The organism is Peteryoungia ipomoeae, assembly GCF_004912165.1.
Taxonomy (GTDB): domain Bacteria; phylum Pseudomonadota; class Alphaproteobacteria; order Rhizobiales; family Rhizobiaceae; genus Allorhizobium; species Allorhizobium ipomoeae.
This window is the reverse complement of sequence record NZ_STGV01000001.1, coordinates 147,616-165,806: the sequence shown is the minus strand read 5'-3', so window position 1 is coordinate 165,806 and position 18,191 is coordinate 147,616. Positions and strand designations below refer to the sequence as shown.

Genomic DNA, 18,191 nt, shown 5'->3' with positions numbered 1-18,191 from the left:
CCCCTCGTCTAATGTCTGTGCAGAGTTGAAAGGAATGGCAATGACCCTCATGGACATGATCGAAAAACAGGAAGAGCGCCTGGTCTTCAAAAGCTTTAACGAGCTGACGGCGCTTACGATAGGTCAGGCGCTGGTGGAGAAGGCGCTGGTCCAAATGGCACCTGTTGTAATCGACATTCGCACCCCTGACCGCACCCTGTTTCACGCAGCCCTCCCAGGCGCGTCCCCCGACAACGACCACTGGGCGCGTCGCAAGAGCAATGTGGCGCTTCGTTACCACAAGTCCTCTCTGCGCGTCGGCGAATCGAACCGCCTCAAGGGGCGCTCCTTGTCTCACGACATCGGCATAGATCCGCTCGACTATGCCGATCACGGCGGCAGCTTCCCGGTAAGGATCGCCGGCAGCGGCGTGATTGCAGCAATCACTGTCTCAGGGCTCAAATCCGAAGAGGATCATGCCATGATCATCGAGGTGCTTGAAGCGCATCTCGGTCTTGCCTGATCAGGGCGCGACCTGCGTGAACAGACTGAAACGGCCGAATTGACCATTGTCTCGCTCAAGCACGAGGACAGCCGGCAAGGAATAGGGATCACCGCCTCCTGGGGGCCGCGCATCGATGCGCCGGTGATCCTGACCTTTCAACGTGCATTCGACCGCGACCTTGAACCCTGCCTCATCCGTCATGACGATCGCATCCTCCACCTGGAGGCTATGCCGCAGGACGTAAGCCGATAGCGTGTCGCGAAACGAGGACCGACCGATGACGCGAATGCCATCAGGCAGATCGAGTATTGCCTCATCGCTGAAGCCGCTCATCAAAGCGTCGAAATCATGGCGATTGAAGGCGTCGAGAACAGCCAGAACCTGATCTTGCACAGACACGATAATTCTCCCTTTTTCCAAAGAGATAGCGCCGCCGGCTGGATAAACAAGCCCCCTCTAGAGAGGCAGCAGCACCTTGCCGGCATGCGCCACAACCAGATCCGTCACTGGCGCCAGCTGGCGTTTCACCGAACGGCTGACATGCCAATAGAGCGGCACATCCAGCGGCAGATCAGGCACCAGCTCTTCGAGCCGCCCCTCTGCCAGCGCATCGGCAATCAGCTGAACAGGGTTCATACCCCAGCCCATACCGCAGAGCGCGGCCTCGACAAAGGCCGTACTGGAGGCGAGCCAATGCGAGCGGAGCGTTACCCCGTGACCGACGGCCATGTCCGCCCATCGGCGTTGCAGATCGTCCTTGGCGTTGAACGTAAGCGCCGGTGCGTCCGATAGTGTCTCGACAGAGACCACGCCGTCCGCAAACCAGCGCGCCCTGAATGCAGGACTTGCCGTCGCCAGATAGCGCAGCCTGCCAAGCGCCACGCAATCACAGCCGCGGACCGGCTCGGACATGCTGCTGATTGCCGCCCGCACCTCACCGCGCCGCAACCAGTCTGCGCTATGGTCCTGATCGTCGATCACAAGATCAAACAGAACCTGGTCAATCGATGCCATTGCCGGGACAAACCATGTCGCCAGGCTATCCGCGTTCACGGCAAGCCGCAGCGTCGGCCAGTCGGTTGCGCGGGGCGCCATGGCGCCGAGGAGGCCGAGATCGCGTCTGACGTCCTGCTCGAGCAGTCGCAGTTCTTCGGAATGCTGGAAAAGACGACGACCGGCCTCTGTTGCCTCGCAGGGCTGGGCGCGGATGATCAGCGGCGTTCCCACCTGCTCCTCAAGCGCCCGCATTCTCTGCGAGATCGCAGACTGCGTGACCCCCAGGGCAAAAGCCGCGCGCTCGAAACTGCCATGGCGCAGAATAGCGGCCAATGCGGCCAGTTGGGAAGGATCGAACATTAGATGCCCTAATGCGGATTGATAATTATTCACTTTTCTAATCTTGGGTCACTGGCTAGTCAAATCTCCCAACACGGGAGCTTGTCATGCACGCAGCCTTGATATCGGGGTTTCTATTGGGTCTGAGCCTGATCGTCGCCATAGGCGCGCAGAATGCCTTCATTCTACGCCAGGGGTTGAGGCGCGAACATGTGTTTCCCCTTGTGCTGACCTGCGCCCTCTCTGATGCCCTTCTGATTGCCCTTGGCGTTGCTGGTTTCGCCACCGTGCTTGCGTCGCTGGACTGGCTGGAGCCGGTGATGCGCTATTGTGGCGCCGCCTTCCTCCTGGCCTATGCCCTGCGAAGTTTCTGGTCTGCGTGGCGAGGCGGCAATGCGCTTTCCCCCCGTGGAACGGAGCACACGTCACTGGCGGCATCGCTCACCACCTGTCTGGCGCTGACCTGGCTAAACCCGCATGTGTACCTGGATACTGTCGTTTTGCTCGGATCGATCTCGACGCGGCACGGAGGCCACGAAACGGCATTTGCGCTTGGCGCGATGACGGCCTCTTTCGTGTTTTTCTTCAGCCTCGGCTATGGAGCACGTCTGCTTGCCCCGCTCTTTTCGCAGCCTATCTCCTGGCGTCTGCTGGACCTACTGATCGGGATCGTCATGACAACAATCGGCGTCAGCCTGGTTCTCGAGTAAGCCCTACTGAACCGGGAAACCGCGCGCGCGCCATTCGGCACGCGGCACTGCCGCACCGACGGACAGCGAAAAATCCACAACCCGCGTCGCATCCGCATCCACCTCGCAGCGGACTGCGATGTTGATCCACCGCCCATCGATGTCCTGAAACGCCGCCAGCGGTACGTCGGCAACAGTGCTCTCGCCGATCCTCAGGATCGGCAACAAATACGGTACATAGCCGGGACGCCCGTGACGAAGCTGCTGGCTAAGCTCGGTGCCGCACAGCTGGTCGCCCCGCTCCTGACGCGACATCATCCCCATGGCTGTCATAGCCAGCGGATCATTCGAAATGGCCGTTGAAAACAACCGTGCCACGTCACGGGGCTTCAGCGCGGCCTCCCTCACCTCCTCCGCCGAAACGGAGATCGTCTCGCCGCTGGGAGACAGGGTCTCCACCGGTGCATCTTGTGCGCCGTAGCCCGCAGCGTCTGCCTCAGGCAGCGCCAACTCAGGCGCAGCAAGGCTCGGCTCATCTTCCGCCTCCGCCGCAGGGTCTTCGGCAGGCGCATCCGGCTCGGGCGTCTCCTCCGTCTCCGCAGCCTCCCCTTCCGGAGCGCCATCAGCCGCTCCCTCGCGGGAGAGGTTCGTTCCGCTGTCCCTCTCGCCGAACTGCACGACGGGCCGCAAGACCGGGATTGGCGCCGTATCCCCTGCCGGAAGCTCGGGCTCCGGCTCGCTCGGTGCCGGTGCCTCCTCGGCGGGGGGCTCTTCGGCTGGCGGCGGCTCCTCGACCGGTTGCTCCTCGGCTGGCGGTACGGGCTCGGCTGGCGGCTCTTCAACCGGCTGGGGTTCAGGCTCGGGAGGAGGTTCAGCCGGCGCCGGCGGCTCTGCCTGTGCTTCCGCTTCCTCTTGCGCCTCCGCTTCCGGCTCAAGCTCAGGAGGGGGCACAAGTTCGACCGATACGCTCTCGACAGGCTCTGCCTGTTGCGGCGGCGGTGTCAGAAAGAGAAGCACGGGCGCCAGAAGCAGCAGATGAATAAAGATTGACGCAGCAAGGATCACGCCGCCCCGCGATCTCCGCGCCAAGCTCGCCATCGGCGTCTCGCGCCTCGTCTTCAGTTCTGCCGCACCATCATCCTGCATGCAGCGCATGTAGGCGCGAATACCGGCGGGATCGAGAGGCTTTGACCGATCTTCCAGTAAAAAACGCTCGATTGCGACCGCCGGCCACCAAAAACCCACCCAAAAGGAAAACCCGGCAGGATGTCACCTGCCGGGTTTTCAGATAGTCATAAATTTCGGTTCGCCTTAGCTATCCAGGAACGACCGGAGTTTTCTCGACCGGCTCGGATGCTTCAGCTTCCTCAGCGCCTTGGCCTCGATCTGGCGGATACGTTCGCGGGTGACCGAGAACTGCTGGCCGACTTCTTCAAGCGTATGGTCGGTGTTCATGCCGATGCCGAAGCGCATGCGCAGAACACGCTCTTCACGCGGGGTGAGCGAGGCGAGAACGCGGGTCGTCGTTTCGCGCAGGTTCGCTTGGATGGCGGCGTCGATCGGCAGAAGCGCGTTCTTGTCTTCGATGAAGTCGCCGAGATGCGAATCCTCTTCGTCACCGACAGGTGTTTCGAGCGAGATCGGCTCCTTGGCGATCTTCAGGACCTTGCGGACCTTTTCGAGCGGCATGGCGAGCTTCTCGGCCAGTTCTTCCGGTGTCGGCTCGCGACCGATCTCGTGCAGCATCTGGCGCGATGTACGAACGATCTTGTTGATCGTTTCGATCATGTGCACCGGAATACGGATCGTGCGGGCCTGGTCGGCGATCGAACGGGTGATCGCCTGACGGATCCACCAGGTCGCATAGGTCGAGAACTTGTAACCGCGACGGTATTCGAACTTGTCGACCGCCTTCATAAGGCCGATATTGCCTTCCTGAATGAGGTCGAGGAACTGCAGACCGCGGTTCGTGTACTTCTTGGCGATCGAGATGACGAGACGCAGGTTTGCCTCGACCATTTCCTTCTTGGCGATGCGCGCTTCGCGCTCGCCCTTCTGCACCATCGATACGATGCGGCGGAATTCGGTGATCGAAATCCCGGTTTCGGTCGCAAGGTTCTGGATCTCGCCGCGAATGTCGCGGATCGTCTGGCTTTCTTCGCGCGCAAAATCCTTCCAGCCACGGGCTGAAAGATTGGCGATCGACTTCATCCAGTTCGGGTCGAGTTCCGTGCCGGAATACTGCTCGAGGAACGAGTCGCGCTTGACGCCATAGCTTTCGGCGAGACGCAGCAGACGACCCTCGTTCTGCATCAGGCGCTTGGAAATGTCGTAGAGCTGCTCGACAAGGCTGTCGATGCGGTTCTGGTTCAGCGACAGCGACTTGACGGCCGTGATCAGCTGATCCTTCAGCTCCTTGTAGCGACGCTCCTGGCCGGATGACAGCGTGCCGGCACAGGCGAGACGCGCCTCCACCTGCTGGTCCTGCAGCTTGCGCAGCTTCTTGTAGGTGTCGGCGATGACGTCGAGGGTCTCCATGACCTGCGGTCTGAGTTCCGCTTCCATGGCGGCGAGAGACAGGTTCGATTCGTCTTCGTCCTCTTCCTCTTCTTCCGGAGGCAGACCCTCACCACCAATCGCGGTGATGTCGTCATCGTCGGACGAGGCCTGCGGACGGCGCTTTGCGCGCTCCCGCTCCTTCTCTTCAGCAGCCTTGCGGTCTGCCTCGATCTTTTCAGGAGACTGAAACTGCGGAGCAGCCTTGGCTTCCGGGCCGGAATAGGTCGTTTCGAGATCGATGATCTCGCGCAGAAGGGTCGTGCCTTCGTTCAGCTCGTCGCGCCAGATGATCAGCGCCTGGAAGGTCAGCGGGCTCTCGCAGAGGCCCGAAATCATCGTCTCGCGGCCGGCCTCAATGCGCTTGGCAATGGCGATTTCGCCTTCGCGCGACAGAAGTTCCACGGAGCCCATTTCGCGCAGATACATGCGCACCGGGTCGTCGGTACGATCCGTCGGCTCTTTCTTCTTGGCAGTGGCAACGGCAGTGCCGGCGGTCGGCGCAAGCTCACCGCCTTCGCTCTCGGCTTCGTCGTCGCTGTCGTCTTCGCTGGCAGCCGTTTCTTCGGCATCCTCGTCTTCGATGACGTTGATGCCCATGTCAGACAGCATGGCCATGGTGTCTTCGATCTGCTCGGAGGTCACTTCCTCCGAAGGCAGAACCGAATTCAACTCGTCCATGGTGACATAGCCGCGCTTCTTGGCGGCCTTGATCATTTTTTTGACCGCGTCATCGGAAAGATCGAGAAGCGGCCCGTCGGTTGCACCGTCGCGTTCGCCGTCAGCTTCTTCGTTCTCTTTGACTTTCGATGCCATTTATTCTGTCGCTTTCCCTGACGTCTGCTCACGATCTATGCTGCCGGGCGAATGCAAGGCGGATCAATCGCCCCGGCGGATAGCTCTCAGTGACCTAACGGAGTGTTGCTTAATTCCTGCTTAACCAAGGATGACGCGACCGCGCCCACGAACGTGAAAATGTTCGCATGGCCGGCCACCATACCAGATATCGATCCGAACCCAATTCGACATTGCGCGCTCGATTTGGTGATTCCCACATTTTTTGTTGGCGTCAAGCTTTTCCGCTTGAAAAGATGGAAAATCAACAACAATCTTGGATCTTCACCCTACACCAACAGCCACTGCTCATGTAGGCACAACTGACGCGCTGACAAGGGGCACCTGCCTCTTGTGCTGCAAATCGCGCCCGGTCACCTCAATGCGCGCCCGTGGCTGGCCCCCGCACCCGCCCGGACATCACGCCGAAACCATCGATGATCGCTTCCTGGTTTTCCATGCGAACCACCTCCAGCTGAACCTCGTGCAATGCGTTGATCAACTGCTCGATGCGCTCGCCATCATCCGCTTCCGTCGCCTCTGCCACTTCGCGCTCCAACTCCATGCGCTGACGCTTGAGCGCACGCGCGCCCTTGTAGAGCGACAGCGCCTGACGATAGGCCTCTCGCGCATCTTCAGGCGCTGCAATTTCGGTGGCGATCCAAAGCCTGGCATTGCGGATCTGCTGATCGAGCGCCCGCAGGATTTCGCCGTGGCCGAGGCTGTCGAGGCGCGCAATGAGCTGTTCGCGGCTAAGCGCCGAACCAAGTTCCGCAACAGCAGTCAGAAGCGAAGACCACAGCCTTTGCAATCCGGCATTGTCGTAGTCGATCGCAGCGATCTCGTCATATTCCTGCTCAAGCAACTGCGGATGATTGACGATGGTCAGCGCCAGCACGCTTTCGCGCAGGGTTGGCTGCTCCTGGCGGCCACGCACCAGCCCGGACCTCGCGAGCCTGTCGGACACAGCGCCCCGGCTGGCCGCAATCGGACCCGGCGGCCTGCCGCCACCGCCGAAACGACCGCCGACGGTTGCCTTGCCACCACCGCTCGCCCCGCCCTTATAGCCGCCTCGTTCCCCTCTCCCGGGCTGCGCTCCCTGAAACAGGGCGTAGAGACGATCGCGGATGTCCTGTTGGTAATGGCGGCGCACATTCTCGTCCGCGATCACCTGCACCACCTGCTTCAGCCGCGCCTCGATCTCGGCGCGCTTTTCAGGCGTATCGATCGAAGCCGAGGAGACTTCGCGGATCCACACCATCTCGGCAAGCGGCTTTGCCTCGGCCATCACGCGGTCAAAGGGCTGACGCCCATCATGCTTGACCAGATCGTCCGGGTCCTTGCCATCCGGCAACATGGCAAAGCGCAAGGATTGCCCAGGCTTGATATGCGGCAGCGCAAGCTCCACAGCCCGAAACGCCGCGCGCTGCCCTGCCCCATCGCCATCGAAGCAAAGGACCGGCACGGGCGTCGTCTTCCACATCAGCTGCAGCTGGTTTTCGGTAAGCGCCGTCCCAAGCGGCGCGACCGCATTCTCGATGCCCGCCTGATACAGCGCGATCACATCCATATAGCCTTCAACAGCAATCAGCGTGTCGGCTCCACCCGCCCCCTGCAAAGCGCGACGCGCTCGGGAGAAATTGTAGAGCACATTGCCCTTGTGAAAGAGTTCCGTTTCGTTGGAGTTGAGATACTTCGCCATCGCATCCGCTGCCATGGCACGACCGCCGAAGGCGATCACCTTGTCGCGCGAAGACAGGATGGGGAACATGATGCGATCACGGAACCGGTCGTAGGAAACAGGAATGTCCGGGCCATGGACGACAAGCCCGCAGGCCTCGATCTGCTCTTTCGGCACGCCCTTGCCGGCCAGATACTCCTTGAGTGCATTGCGGCTCTCCGGTGCATATCCCAGCCGAAAGGTTTCGATCGTGCGGCCGGTCAGGCCACGCTCCCGCAGATAGGCTCTCGCCCGCGCACCACTCGCCGTTTGCAACTGATCCTGAAAGAACTGCGTCGCCATTTCCATGACGTCCTGCAGCGTCGTGCGCTCGCGCTCGCGCCGCTCGGCCTGCGGATCAGGCTGCGGCATGGAAATGCCGGCCATATCCGCGACCTGCTGGACCGCCTCGACGAAGCTCAAGCCCTCAAGATCTGTCAGAAAGCGAAAATGATCGCCAGAGACCCCGCAGCCAAAACAATGGTAGCGACCTTTGCGGTCCTCACAGTGAAAGCTCGGGCTCTTTTCGCCATGAAACGGGCAGCAGGCCCAGTAATCCTGGCGTGAGACATTGGTTTTCTTGCGATCCCAGGTGACACGCCGGCCCACCACGGCCGAAATCGGCACGCGGTCACGGATCTCATCGAGAAAGTCACTGGAAAAGCGCATCTGTGTTCCTGGGAAGCTAGGCTTCCATATAGGCGCGACTGGCGGCATGCGCCAAGGGTTTCGCGCGCCATACCCGTTATTCACAAGCCAACCGGCATCGATCGTACCAGCACAAAAAGCAAACGCCGCCCGAAGGCGGCGTCGCACAAGCCTTGAACGGCGCAGGCCTTATTTCAAGAGGTCTTTGACCAGGCCGGAAGCCTTGCCGAAATCCATCTGTCCGGGATAGCGCTCCTTCAGAGCGTTGATGCATTTGCCCATGTCGCGCAGGCCTTGAGCCCCGGTTTCGGAGATGACGGCAGCGCAAAGTTCGCGCACCTTGTCTTCCGAAAGCTGCTCGGGCATGAAAGAGCGGATGATCTCGATTTCCTCAAGCTCCTGCTGTGCAAGCTCGGGGCGTTGGTTTTCCATATAGATGCGCGCTGAATCCTCGCGCTGCTTGATCATCTTCATGAGGATCTGCATGATTTCGTCGTCGCTGACGGCATCCTTGCCATTGCCGCGATTGGCGATATCACGATCCTTGATCGCAGCCTGAATGAGCCGAACCGTCGAGGTCCGACGGACATCCTTGGCTTTCAGCGAATCTTTGAGCGTATTGGCGAGCGTATCGCGTAACATGTGTCTCTCCGCAGAACATCTCCTGCCGGGATTGCAAGGATGTTTAAGGGTTCTTTCGAGTGGGTTTCATAGCCATAGACATTTCGCAGTGCAAACAAATTGCGCAGACCGTTGAAAAGCCGTGCAACAAACATCACGTCACAAGGACTGATGAATTGACCTTGTCCTTCGATAGGTCTATTGCTCCGCACCTGCACGAAAATTGTCATCAGGGCTGAGCCGCGCCATTCCGCGCGACCCGAACTGCAACACAGATGGCCCTGCCGTACCGTCATGACAAGGGCGGTCCTGCGGGCAAACAAGGAACGACCATGACCGCGACCAATCCCTGGACGACCCGCAAGCCGACTGCTGTCCTCGTTCTTGCCGACGGCACTGTCATTGAAGGGCACGGTATCGGCGCCACAGGCAAGGTTCAGGCAGAAGTCTGTTTCAACACGGCACTGACAGGATACGAGGAAATTCTTACCGATCCCTCCTATCTCGGCCAGATCGTCACCTTCACCTTCCCACATATCGGCAATGTCGGCACGAACGACGAAGACATCGAAGACCTGACGCCGGCTGCCCGCCATGGCGCGGTCGGCACGATCTTCAAGGCCGACATCACCGACCCCTCGAACTATCGTGCGGCTTCCCATCTCGACGCCTGGCTGAAAGCGCGTGGCGTCATCGGCCTGTCCGGGGTCGATACCCGCGCGCTGACAGCCTGGATCCGCGAGCATGGCGCGCCCAACGCCGTCATCGCCCATGACCCGAACGGCGTGTTCGACATTGAGGCCCTGAAGGCCGAGGCGAAAGCCTGGAGCGGCCTTGAAAACCTTGACCTCGCCAAGGTCGCAACGTCTGGCCAGTCGTCCACCTGGTCTGAAAAGGACTGGAACTGGACAGACGGCCACACCACGCTTGGGTCAGACGAGGCGAAGTATCACATCGTCTGCGTCGATTTCGGCGTGAAGCGCAACATCCTCCGCCTCTTTGCCGGCCTCGATTGCAAGGTGACCGTCGTTCCGGCCTCCACATCTGCAGAAGATATTCTCGCCCTGAACCCGGACGGCGTTTTCCTGTCCAACGGTCCGGGCGACCCGGCAGCAACAGGGACATACGCGGTCCCGGTCATTCAGGCGCTGGTCGATACCGACAAGCCGCTGTTCGGCATCTGCCTCGGCCACCAGATGCTGGGCCTCGCGCTTGGCGGCAAGACCGAGAAAATGCACCAGGGACATCACGGCGCCAACCATCCGGTCAAGGACCACACGACCGGCAAGGTGGAAATCGTATCGATGAACCACGGCTTTGCTGTCGACTCGAAATCGCTGCCGCAAAACGTTGAAGAAACACATGTTTCTCTCTTCGACGGCACGAATTGCGGCCTCCGCCTCAAGGGCAAGCCGGTCTTCTCCGTGCAGCATCACCCGGAAGCGTCGCCCGGCCCGCAGGACAGCCACTACCTGTTCCGCCGCTTCATCAACATGGTGCGCGAGACGAAGGGCGAGCCGGCACTCGCCGAGCGTTGAGCCCGGCCAGGGACTGTTGAGATTGAGCGGCCCGGATCAGATTCGGGCCGTTTTCATTTCCTGACGGACTTTGAGGTAGAAGCGCAGGCACAGCATGACGGCTGCACTTGCAAGGCCGATCGAAAAACCGAACCAGATGCCGATCCCGCCCACCCCCAAGGGGAAAGCCATCAGCCAGGCGACAAAAAAGCCGATGGGCCAATAGGCGGTCAGCGCGATGAACATCGGCACGCGCGCGTCCTTCAGGCCGCGCAGAAGACCCGCCGCAATGGCCTGCAAGCCATCCACCAGCTGAAACACCCCGGCGACCATGACCAGCGGCCCCGCATAGGCGAGAACCTCGGGCGCCGATGGTGTTGCCTCGTTGAGAAAGGCGCCGGACAAGGGGCCCGAGGCAAGCAGAAAGAGTATGCTGCCGGTGAGCGACAGAATGCAGGCGATTGTCGTCACGGTGATCGCCGCCCGCACGAGCTCGGGGTAGTTGCCCCGCCCATGCGCAAGCCCTACCCTGACGGTCGCGGCCTGCGAAAGCCCAAGCGGGATCATGAAGGCAATCGAGGCGAGCTGAAGCGCGATCCCATGCGCCGCAAGCTCGATTGTGCCGATGCGCCCCATCAAAAGCGAGGCCGCACTGAACAGGCTGACTTCGGCCAAAACAGTGACGCTGATCGGCAGGCCGAGCACGACGACCTCGCGAAACGCCTGCCAATCCGGACGCCAAAAACGCACGAACAACTCGTAGCGGCGGGTCTCGTCCTGCATCTGCAGATACGTCACCATGGCGATGAAGCTCACCCACTGCACGAGAACCGCAACAAGTGCGGCACCCATCATGCCAAGTTTGGGAAAGCCAAAGTGGCCGAGAACGAGGGCATAGGCCAAGATGGCGTTCAACACCAGAATGCCAACCGTGATCCAGAGCACGATCCGCGCCCGCCCGGAGGCGCTGACCAGCGCGCGCAGGACAGCAAAAAGCAAAGCGGGCAAGAGTCCGAATTGGACGATCTGAATATAACTTGCTGCGAGTGCCGCAACCTCCGGCTTTTGACCGAGCGCCAGCAGGATCTCTTCGGCAAAGTAGAACAGCGGCGCAGTCACCAGCACATAGAGAATGGCGACCCACATACCCATGCGGATCGAGCGGCGGACCGACACCACCTCGCCGCGCCCATAGGCCTGTGCGACCATCGGCATGACAGCGATGGAAAAGCCTGAGCCGAAAACGAAGATGGTGAAGAAGAACTGCCCCGCAAGCACCATGGCGGCCAGCGACACGGCCCCGAGCTGCCCGACGATCAGGACATCGGTGGTATGGATGCCGAGCTGCGCCAGCTGCGCCCCGATCAAGGGAATTCCAAGCGACAATGTCGCGCGGATATGGTGCATCCAGCTGCCGGGAGTGTGACGTTCGACTTGGTTTAGGCTTTCGGTGTTCATGGCGGATCTTCCGGACGAAAAAACCGCTCCCAGCAAGGCTGGAAAGCGGCATGTCCGGAAGCATTAGGTCAATGCGCCATGGGCGGCAAGGCGCGAATTCCATGCACCACATAGTTTGGTGGACAGATCAGCACGCGTGATAGATTAGAGCGCGCCCGAGAACGTGTCGCAGGCGCCGACATCACCACTGTCATAGCCGCGCTTGAACCAGGTCATGCGCTGCTTCGAGCTGCCATGGTTGAAGGCGTCAGGCACGACATAGCCTTGGCTACGCTTTTGCAGCGTGTCATCGCCAATCTGGGAAGCGGCATTCAGCGCCTCCTCGAGATCACCGTCGGAGAGAATGTTCCGATTGGCCACGGATTTCGCCCAGATCCCGGCGTAGCAATCCGCCTGCAGCTCGACCCGAACCGACATCTGATTGGCTTCGCGTTGCCCCATCGACTGGCGCTGTCGATTGAATTCCGGCAGCACGCCGGTGAGGTTCTGCACGTGATGCCCGACTTCATGGGCAATCACATAGGCCTGGGCAAAATCGCCTGCCGCATCGAACTTCTGCTCGAGCTCGCGGAAGAAATTGGTGTCGAGATAAACCTTGCGATCAGCCGGGCAGTAGAAGGGACCACTTGCAGACGAGGCCTGTCCGCAGGCGGAGCTCACGCCACCGCTGAAAAGAACCAGGACCGGCTCCTGATAAGTTTCTCCAGATTGTGAGAAGATCGCATTCCACGTGGACTCTGTCTCGGCCAGAACAGTCCGAACGAATGCCGTGGTGTCGTCATTAGACGGCGTCCCAGGACGCGTGCCGACTTGTTGTTCGTAGCCCGAGCCGCCGCCGGCGACATTGCCCTTACCGAGCACCTGCAGCATGTCGATGCCCATGGCCTTGAGGACAAAATAGATGACGACGAGAAAGATGATGGTCCCGATGCTCAAACCGCCGCCACGTCGACCGCCCATCGGAATTCTGATCCCTGGCCTCCCAAAGGGACTGCCGCCAAAACCGCCACCCCGCGATTGACCGCGTCGATCTTCAATATTGTTGGATTGCCGACGGCCTCTCCATTCCATGATGCTTCTCCCGCTCGATTGCCGCCTTCAACGTTGCAGATAACAATGCGTTCCAATGTGAGGAGATCAAGGCCTAACTGTCGGCATAGACATAGGTGCCGCCGCGCGAAAGCGCGCGCTGATAGGCCGGCCGGGCCCGGATACGATCGAGCCAGTCGCGCAGCACCCTGACATCGCCGTTCTGCCCAAACCGCGTCATGCCAGCCTCTACCGGAAAACTCATGGCTATATCGGCCGCGGTAAACTGATCCCCGGCAAACCAGTCGCTCTTTGCCAATTCCGCTTTCCAGAATGCAAGATGGTCGGAAAGTTGCGGCTTCAGCAGAACCTTCGACACGCCATCGCTGATCATGCGAGCAATCGGACGGATGATAAACGGCACCTGCTTGGGGATACGCGCAAAGATCAGCGTCATGACCAGCAGCGGCATTGCCGATCCCTCGGCGTAGTGAAGAAAATACCGGTAGCGCAAAAACGCGTCGGTCTCCGGCTGCGGTCGCAGCCATGCGCCGCCATAGCTGTCCAGAAGATATTCAATGATGGCACCGCTTTCGGCCACCACCCTGTCCCCATCTGTGATTACGGGCGACTTGCCCAGTGGATGGATCGCCTTCAGGCGCTCTGGAGCACGATAATCAGGACCGCGCTTGTAGATCTGGACCTCATAGTCGAGCCCCAACTCCTCCAGCAGCCACAAGATCCGGTGCGCCCGCGAGTTGTCGAGATAGTGGACCGTAATCATCAAGCGTTCCTTTCGCATTCATCCAGCTTGTCCGCTCAGCGTGGAGCGGTCTCGAGCACAAGTCTGAAAGCAAAGCGCGTGTTCCCTCGCGATCACACCATTCGACTTCGGTTCTGGCAAGATCAGCACCGCCAAACATAAAGGTATGCTTAACCATGACCACATAAAGTTCATGACAATTACGGGGCGAAACTGCCTGTCGCACCGCCGCATCATCAAGACCTCGCGCTAGTTTTCAGGAAGCTCCCCCATGTTATTCCGATCCGCAACGAGCCATAACATCTTCGCAACCGTTGCGCTGGGAGCCGTAACGACGCTTGGCGTGGCATCGGCGATCGTGGCTTCAAGCTACGACAGCATCCGCAGCGCATCGGTCGATCAGATGAAGATGGCAGCGATCGAGGCGGCCGCGGACACCGAACAGACTTTGTCTGCTGCTCATCAGATGGTGGTGGGATTGGAGGCATCGCTCGCGGCAATACGCGATGCCGGCGCAGATCGCGCGCTTGCCATGGCCTCGATGACGGAAGCGCTCTCCCGCTTCCCGGGCGCCATCGGTCTATCGACCGGTTGGGAACCCAACGCTTTTGACGGCAAGGACAAGGATTTCATCGGCAAACCCGCCCACGATGCGACTGGCCGGTTCGTGCCCTACATCTTCCGATCGCAAGGCACGATCAAATCCGACGTGCTCGTCGACTACGACAAGCCCGGGGCCGGCGACTACTACATTCTTCCGGTGACATCGGGGAAGGACGTCATCCTCGAACCTTATGTCTATGCCGTGGACGGCAAGGATGTCCTGATGACCACGCTGTCGGTGCCAATCTTCGATGCCGGCAAGCCCGTTGCCTATGTCGGCGCTGATATCGATCTCGACCAGACCGCCGCTACCCTCGCCGCGATCCGCCCGCTGGGCGATGGTTATGTGGCACTGCTGTCAAGCGCCAACACCTTTGTCAGCCATCCCGACAAGAGCCTGATGGGCAAATCGCTCGCGGCGAGCGGCCTGGACGTGAAAGCCGTTGAAAGCCTGCTGAAGGCGCCCGGAACAGCAGGCACCCTCGTTGACCACAAGGGGATCGAGCAGCTTGCCATCGCCATCCCGATCGAGCCCTTCCCCGGCGCGGTCTGGAACCTCGTCGTGGCAGCACCGAAAGCCACGGTCTTCGCCGCGCTTACCGAAACGATCTGGACCTCGGCAATCATCATTATTGCCGCAACTGCGCTCCTGATCCTTGTCGGCGCGCTGCTTGCGCGTCGCTTTACCGGTCGCATCGAGCGGGTCATTGGCCAGACTAACGCGATTGCCGCCGGCAAGCTCGATGTCGAACTGACCGACAGCGACCGCAAGGACGAACTGGGCGATCTCTCCCGTTCGCTCAAGGTGCTGCTCGAGACCAATCGCCAAAAGGTCGATCTCGAAAAGCAGGCGGAAGCGCGCTACGAGCAGGAAGAATTCGAGCGTGTCGAGCGCTCCAAGGGTCACAAGGCCCGCGAGGACGAAATCCGCTTCGTGGTCGAGGAATTGCGCTCGGGCCTTGCCCGCCTGTCCGACGGCGACATGACCGTCCAGCTGGAGAAGCCCTTTGCTCCGGCGATGGACGAGATCCGAGGCAATTTCAACGCCTCGATCGAGAAACTGCGCGCCGCGATGATGTCCTTCCGCGACAACGCCACGACCATCGAAAATGGCGCCCGCGAAATCCGCTCCGCCGCCGACGATCTCGCCAAGCGCACCGAACAGCAAGCGGCCTCGGTGGAGGAAACCTCCGCGGCTCTGTCGCAGATCACGCGCTCGGTCCGGGAATCGACCGAACGGGCAGAAATGGCCGGCCAGCAGGTCAGCCGCACCAAGGAAAGTGCTGAACGATCAGGTGAAGTGGTCCGCTCGGCGATAGACGCCATGAGCGCCATCGAGCAGTCGTCGCAGTCGATTTCGAACATCATCGGCGTCATCGACGAGATCGCCTTCCAGACCAATCTTCTGGCGCTCAATGCCGGCGTCGAGGCGGCCCGCGCTGGCGAAGCCGGCAAGGGTTTTGCAGTGGTTGCGCAGGAAGTGCGCGAACTCGCCCAGCGCTCGGCCAATGCCGCCAAGGAGATCAAGGCGCTGATCACGGCGTCCGGCGAACAGGTGAGGCACGGTGTCTCGCTGGTCGACGAAACCGGCGAGGCCCTGGCTGCGATCGTGGCCGAGGTGCAGGAGGTCAACAGCAACGTCCACGCCATCGTGGATGCAGCCCGCGAACAGTCGACCGGACTGCAGGAAGTCAACACTGCGGTTAATGTCATGGACCAGGGGACGCAGAAAAACGCGGCCATGGTCGAAGAAACCAATGCCGCCTCGCATACCCTCGTCTCGGAAGTGCAGGCGCTGTCGGCGCGGCTGGGGCAATTCAATCTCGGCTCGGCAGCACACCATGGTGCGACAGCCGCTTCAGCTGCGTCCTATACCGCCCCCAACCAGACAGTCGGCCGTCCAGACAACCGCGCGCGCCCCGTCGCCGCAAGCGAGACTGTTCGTCCGGTTGCCTCACCGGCCCGTACACTTGCCGGCAAGATCGCGTCAGCCATGGGCGCCAAACCCGCAGCGAGCGGCGGCGAGTGGGAAGAGTTCTGATCCTCAAACCAATTCGCCAGAGACCGGATGACGAGCCTTGGCTCGTCATCCGCGCTTGAGGGCTCTTACCTTGGATTGAAGACAAGAAGCTCTTCGAAGTGGTTCATGTCGTCGAAGGCGCAAAAGGCTGGTGCCTTGAGCGTAATAACCGGAGCTCTCCTGCTGATATCCTTGGCAACCTCTTTAAGGAATGGCATCCATGCCGGCAGGGTCTGATCATCGAACAGCTCGGTCATGTAGGCGAAGGTGATGTGGAAACGATACGTGTCGTGGTCAGGATGGCGATAGCCAAGCAGATCCGTCAGACGATCCCGCCAGTCCTTCAGGATCACCCGATCACGCTCGGTCACCGGGCCAACCGTCAACCCGAGCGGGGTTGCATGCAAGACCTCAACCGAAAAGGCATCGCCCGGTTCAAAACCCGCCAACCGATCCATGAAGATCGCCGTCATATCGTCAACCGGCGTTTCGACTGGAATATCCTGCGGCCAATAAGGCTGCGCGCGCCGTGTCTCGATAATCCCCTGAAAGAGGGTCATATGCAGGCTGGATTGCGCCGTGAAGGCAAGCTTTTCCGCCCCGGGCATCTGGATGAAGCGCTGCCGCGCGGCATGTATCGCCGCCTCGGTCTCGCTTCCCTCAACAAGATGACAAACGACCGTATTGCCACGTTCGGCGAGAAAAACGCCGGACGTGTTGTAGCGCGAACCGAGATGCGGAATAGGGCCGGGATTAAGCCGTCTGGATGCGAATTGAAGGTGGTCGGGAATCTGTGGGTGATCAGGGAGCATATAGTGATCCTCAGCCGTGATGGCGAGCCGCTATCAGCCTTCCATGAACCTGCTATGACGACCGCTTAGTGGCGACGGTGTTTCGGCGCGAACGCAATTTTAAACTCTGCTCTTCACAAATTGCGCTCTCGGGCAGCGACGGAGGCGGTAAATGTTAACGCGGGATGCAGAAAACCTTCGCGGGTGGCTGCTGCTATTCATGATTGCAAGCAGCCTTGTGGTCGTAGTTTTATATCTGACGTCGAAGATTTCTTTAGAGTACCAATCGCTGCAGCAGGCAACCATCAGCCTCTGTATCCTGATCGTCGCGTCTGCAATCTGCGCGCGACGTGGGTTTCTCAATTGGTCTCTCGTTTTGGAAACCTTGTCTATCGGCGTGGCCTTGTCCATTCTCGGCCTTGTTGCATCCTATATGGCCACCTCGGTCAATCTGCCCCTTGCAGATCAGCTTCTCGCCTCCGCCGACAGAACGTTGGGCTTCGACGGAGCTGCTTTCATCCATTGGGTCGATTCTCAACCGTGGCTGGCCTGGCTACTGATGCAGGCTTACGCATCATTCGCCGTCCAACTTGTGTTGTTGCCGCCAATCCTCATTCTTTTCGGACAGGCCGTGCGCGGCTTTGGTCTTGTGCTGAGCTATGCCATTGCCTGCTTTGCCGCCAGCTTGATCTCAATTTGGTTTCCTGCGGAAGCAACCAACATCACCTACGGAATCGATGGAAATCTACTGCAGTCAATCAATGCCCAATTCGGTTTCGCTTTCCTTGAGCAGTTCCATGCAGTGAGAAATCAAACCGAGTTCGTGCTTTCACTGGACGACGCTCAAGGAATCCTGACTTTTCCCTCGGTACACACCGCAACGGCGGTCGTCTGCGCAGTGAGTACATTGACCGTACCATGGCTGCGATATCCAGTCCTCTTCCTGAATATCTGCATGGCCATTTCCACCCTCTCCCATGGCGCCCACTATCTTGTCGATGTCGTTGCCGGTGCACTTCTCGCGATTGCCGCCCTATGGCTGGTGACGCGATTGGCCCGGGTCAGCCCTCCGATCCTGCGGCGGCCTGTGCGTGCTCCGGCACTCGACCTGCCATTTTAACTA

At 60.1% G+C, this 18,191-nt stretch carries 15 protein-coding genes; 5 read left to right on the top strand and 10 right to left on the bottom strand.

Annotation, left to right across the window (positions count from 1 at the left end; all coding sequences use genetic code 11):
• Positions 1 to 40 precede the first annotated feature (40 nt).
• Positions 41 to 502: a heme-degrading domain-containing protein gene (locus FAA97_RS00795; protein ID WP_136596636.1), complete on the top strand. Its 462-nt coding sequence runs from the start codon at positions 41 to 43 to the stop codon at positions 500 to 502.
• Here the strand turns inward: FAA97_RS00795 and FAA97_RS00790 are convergent, their stop codons facing one another.
• Together FAA97_RS00790 and FAA97_RS00785 are read right to left on the bottom strand one after the other, a co-directional pair.
• The gene (locus tag FAA97_RS00790) at positions 503 to 883 is read right to left on the bottom strand and encodes a YybH family protein (protein ID WP_136596635.1); all 381 of its coding nucleotides are present in this window, start codon (positions 881 to 883) and stop codon (positions 503 to 505) included.
• A 57-nt stretch (positions 884 to 940) separates the two neighbouring features.
• The gene (locus FAA97_RS00785; RefSeq protein ID WP_136596634.1) at positions 941 to 1,840 is read right to left on the bottom strand and encodes a LysR family transcriptional regulator ArgP; all 900 of its coding nucleotides are present in this window, start codon (positions 1,838 to 1,840) and stop codon (positions 941 to 943) included.
• Positions 1,841 to 1,926: 86 nt separating this feature from the next.
• Here FAA97_RS00785 and FAA97_RS00780 point away from each other — a divergent pair, with 86 nt between their 5' ends.
• Positions 1,927 to 2,529, top strand: a complete 603-nt coding sequence (locus tag FAA97_RS00780) for a LysE/ArgO family amino acid transporter (protein ID WP_136596633.1) — start codon at positions 1,927 to 1,929, stop codon at positions 2,527 to 2,529.
• A 3-nt stretch (positions 2,530 to 2,532) separates the two neighbouring features.
• Here FAA97_RS00780 and FAA97_RS00775 read toward each other — a convergent pair whose 3' ends face one another.
• From FAA97_RS00775 to FAA97_RS00760, 4 genes are all read right to left on the bottom strand, one after another.
• Positions 2,533 to 3,753 carry a DUF930 domain-containing protein gene (locus FAA97_RS00775; protein ID WP_136596632.1) on the bottom strand — a complete coding sequence of 407 codons (1,221 nt, stop codon included), beginning with the start codon at positions 3,751 to 3,753 and terminating at the stop codon, positions 2,533 to 2,535.
• Between the two features lie 66 nt (positions 3,754 to 3,819).
• Entirely contained in the window at positions 3,820 to 5,880 is a 2,061-nt protein-coding gene (rpoD, locus tag FAA97_RS00770) for an RNA polymerase sigma factor RpoD (protein WP_136596631.1), read from the bottom strand.
• Positions 5,881 to 6,277: 397 nt separating this feature from the next.
• Positions 6,278 to 8,287, bottom strand: a complete 2,010-nt coding sequence (gene dnaG / locus FAA97_RS00765; protein WP_136596630.1) for a DNA primase — start codon at positions 8,285 to 8,287, stop codon at positions 6,278 to 6,280.
• Between the two features lie 168 nt (positions 8,288 to 8,455).
• Positions 8,456 to 8,908: a GatB/YqeY domain-containing protein gene (locus FAA97_RS00760; RefSeq protein WP_136596629.1), complete on the bottom strand. Its 453-nt coding sequence runs from the start codon at positions 8,906 to 8,908 to the stop codon at positions 8,456 to 8,458.
• A gap of 311 nt (positions 8,909 to 9,219) precedes the next feature.
• Between FAA97_RS00760 and carA the strand changes: the two genes are divergently transcribed.
• The gene (gene carA, locus FAA97_RS00755) at positions 9,220 to 10,425 is read left to right on the top strand and encodes a glutamine-hydrolyzing carbamoyl-phosphate synthase small subunit (RefSeq protein ID WP_136596628.1); all 1,206 of its coding nucleotides are present in this window, start codon (positions 9,220 to 9,222) and stop codon (positions 10,423 to 10,425) included.
• 36 nt (positions 10,426 to 10,461) lie between these two features.
• Here carA and FAA97_RS00750 read toward each other — a convergent pair whose 3' ends face one another.
• The 3 genes from FAA97_RS00750 to FAA97_RS00740 all read right to left on the bottom strand — a co-directional run bounded on the left by FAA97_RS00750 (position 10,462) and on the right by FAA97_RS00740 (position 13,675).
• Positions 10,462 to 11,862: an MATE family efflux transporter gene (locus FAA97_RS00750; RefSeq protein ID WP_136596627.1), complete on the bottom strand. Its 1,401-nt coding sequence runs from the start codon at positions 11,860 to 11,862 to the stop codon at positions 10,462 to 10,464.
• Positions 11,863 to 12,006: 144 nt separating this feature from the next.
• Positions 12,007 to 12,933, bottom strand: a complete 927-nt coding sequence (gene ypfJ, locus FAA97_RS00745; RefSeq protein WP_136596626.1) for a KPN_02809 family neutral zinc metallopeptidase — start codon at positions 12,931 to 12,933, stop codon at positions 12,007 to 12,009.
• Between the two features lie 73 nt (positions 12,934 to 13,006).
• The gene (locus FAA97_RS00740; RefSeq protein WP_136596625.1) at positions 13,007 to 13,675 is read right to left on the bottom strand and encodes a glutathione S-transferase family protein; all 669 of its coding nucleotides are present in this window, start codon (positions 13,673 to 13,675) and stop codon (positions 13,007 to 13,009) included.
• 250 nt (positions 13,676 to 13,925) lie between these two features.
• On the opposite strand from FAA97_RS00740, the gene FAA97_RS00735 reads away from it, so the two are divergent.
• Complete coding sequence (locus tag FAA97_RS00735) at positions 13,926 to 16,298, top strand: methyl-accepting chemotaxis protein (RefSeq protein ID WP_136596624.1); 2,373 nt, start codon at positions 13,926 to 13,928, stop codon at positions 16,296 to 16,298.
• A 65-nt stretch (positions 16,299 to 16,363) separates the two neighbouring features.
• Here the strand turns inward: FAA97_RS00735 and FAA97_RS00730 are convergent, their stop codons facing one another.
• On the bottom strand, positions 16,364 to 17,089 hold the full coding sequence (locus FAA97_RS00730) for a DUF1868 domain-containing protein (RefSeq protein WP_136596623.1): 726 nt from the start codon (positions 17,087 to 17,089) through the stop codon (positions 16,364 to 16,366).
• Positions 17,090 to 17,240: 151 nt separating this feature from the next.
• On the opposite strand from FAA97_RS00730, the gene FAA97_RS00725 reads away from it, so the two are divergent.
• On the top strand, positions 17,241 to 18,188 hold the full coding sequence (locus FAA97_RS00725; RefSeq protein ID WP_136596622.1) for a phosphatase PAP2 family protein: 948 nt from the start codon (positions 17,241 to 17,243) through the stop codon (positions 18,186 to 18,188).
• Positions 18,189 to 18,191 lie beyond the last annotated feature (3 nt).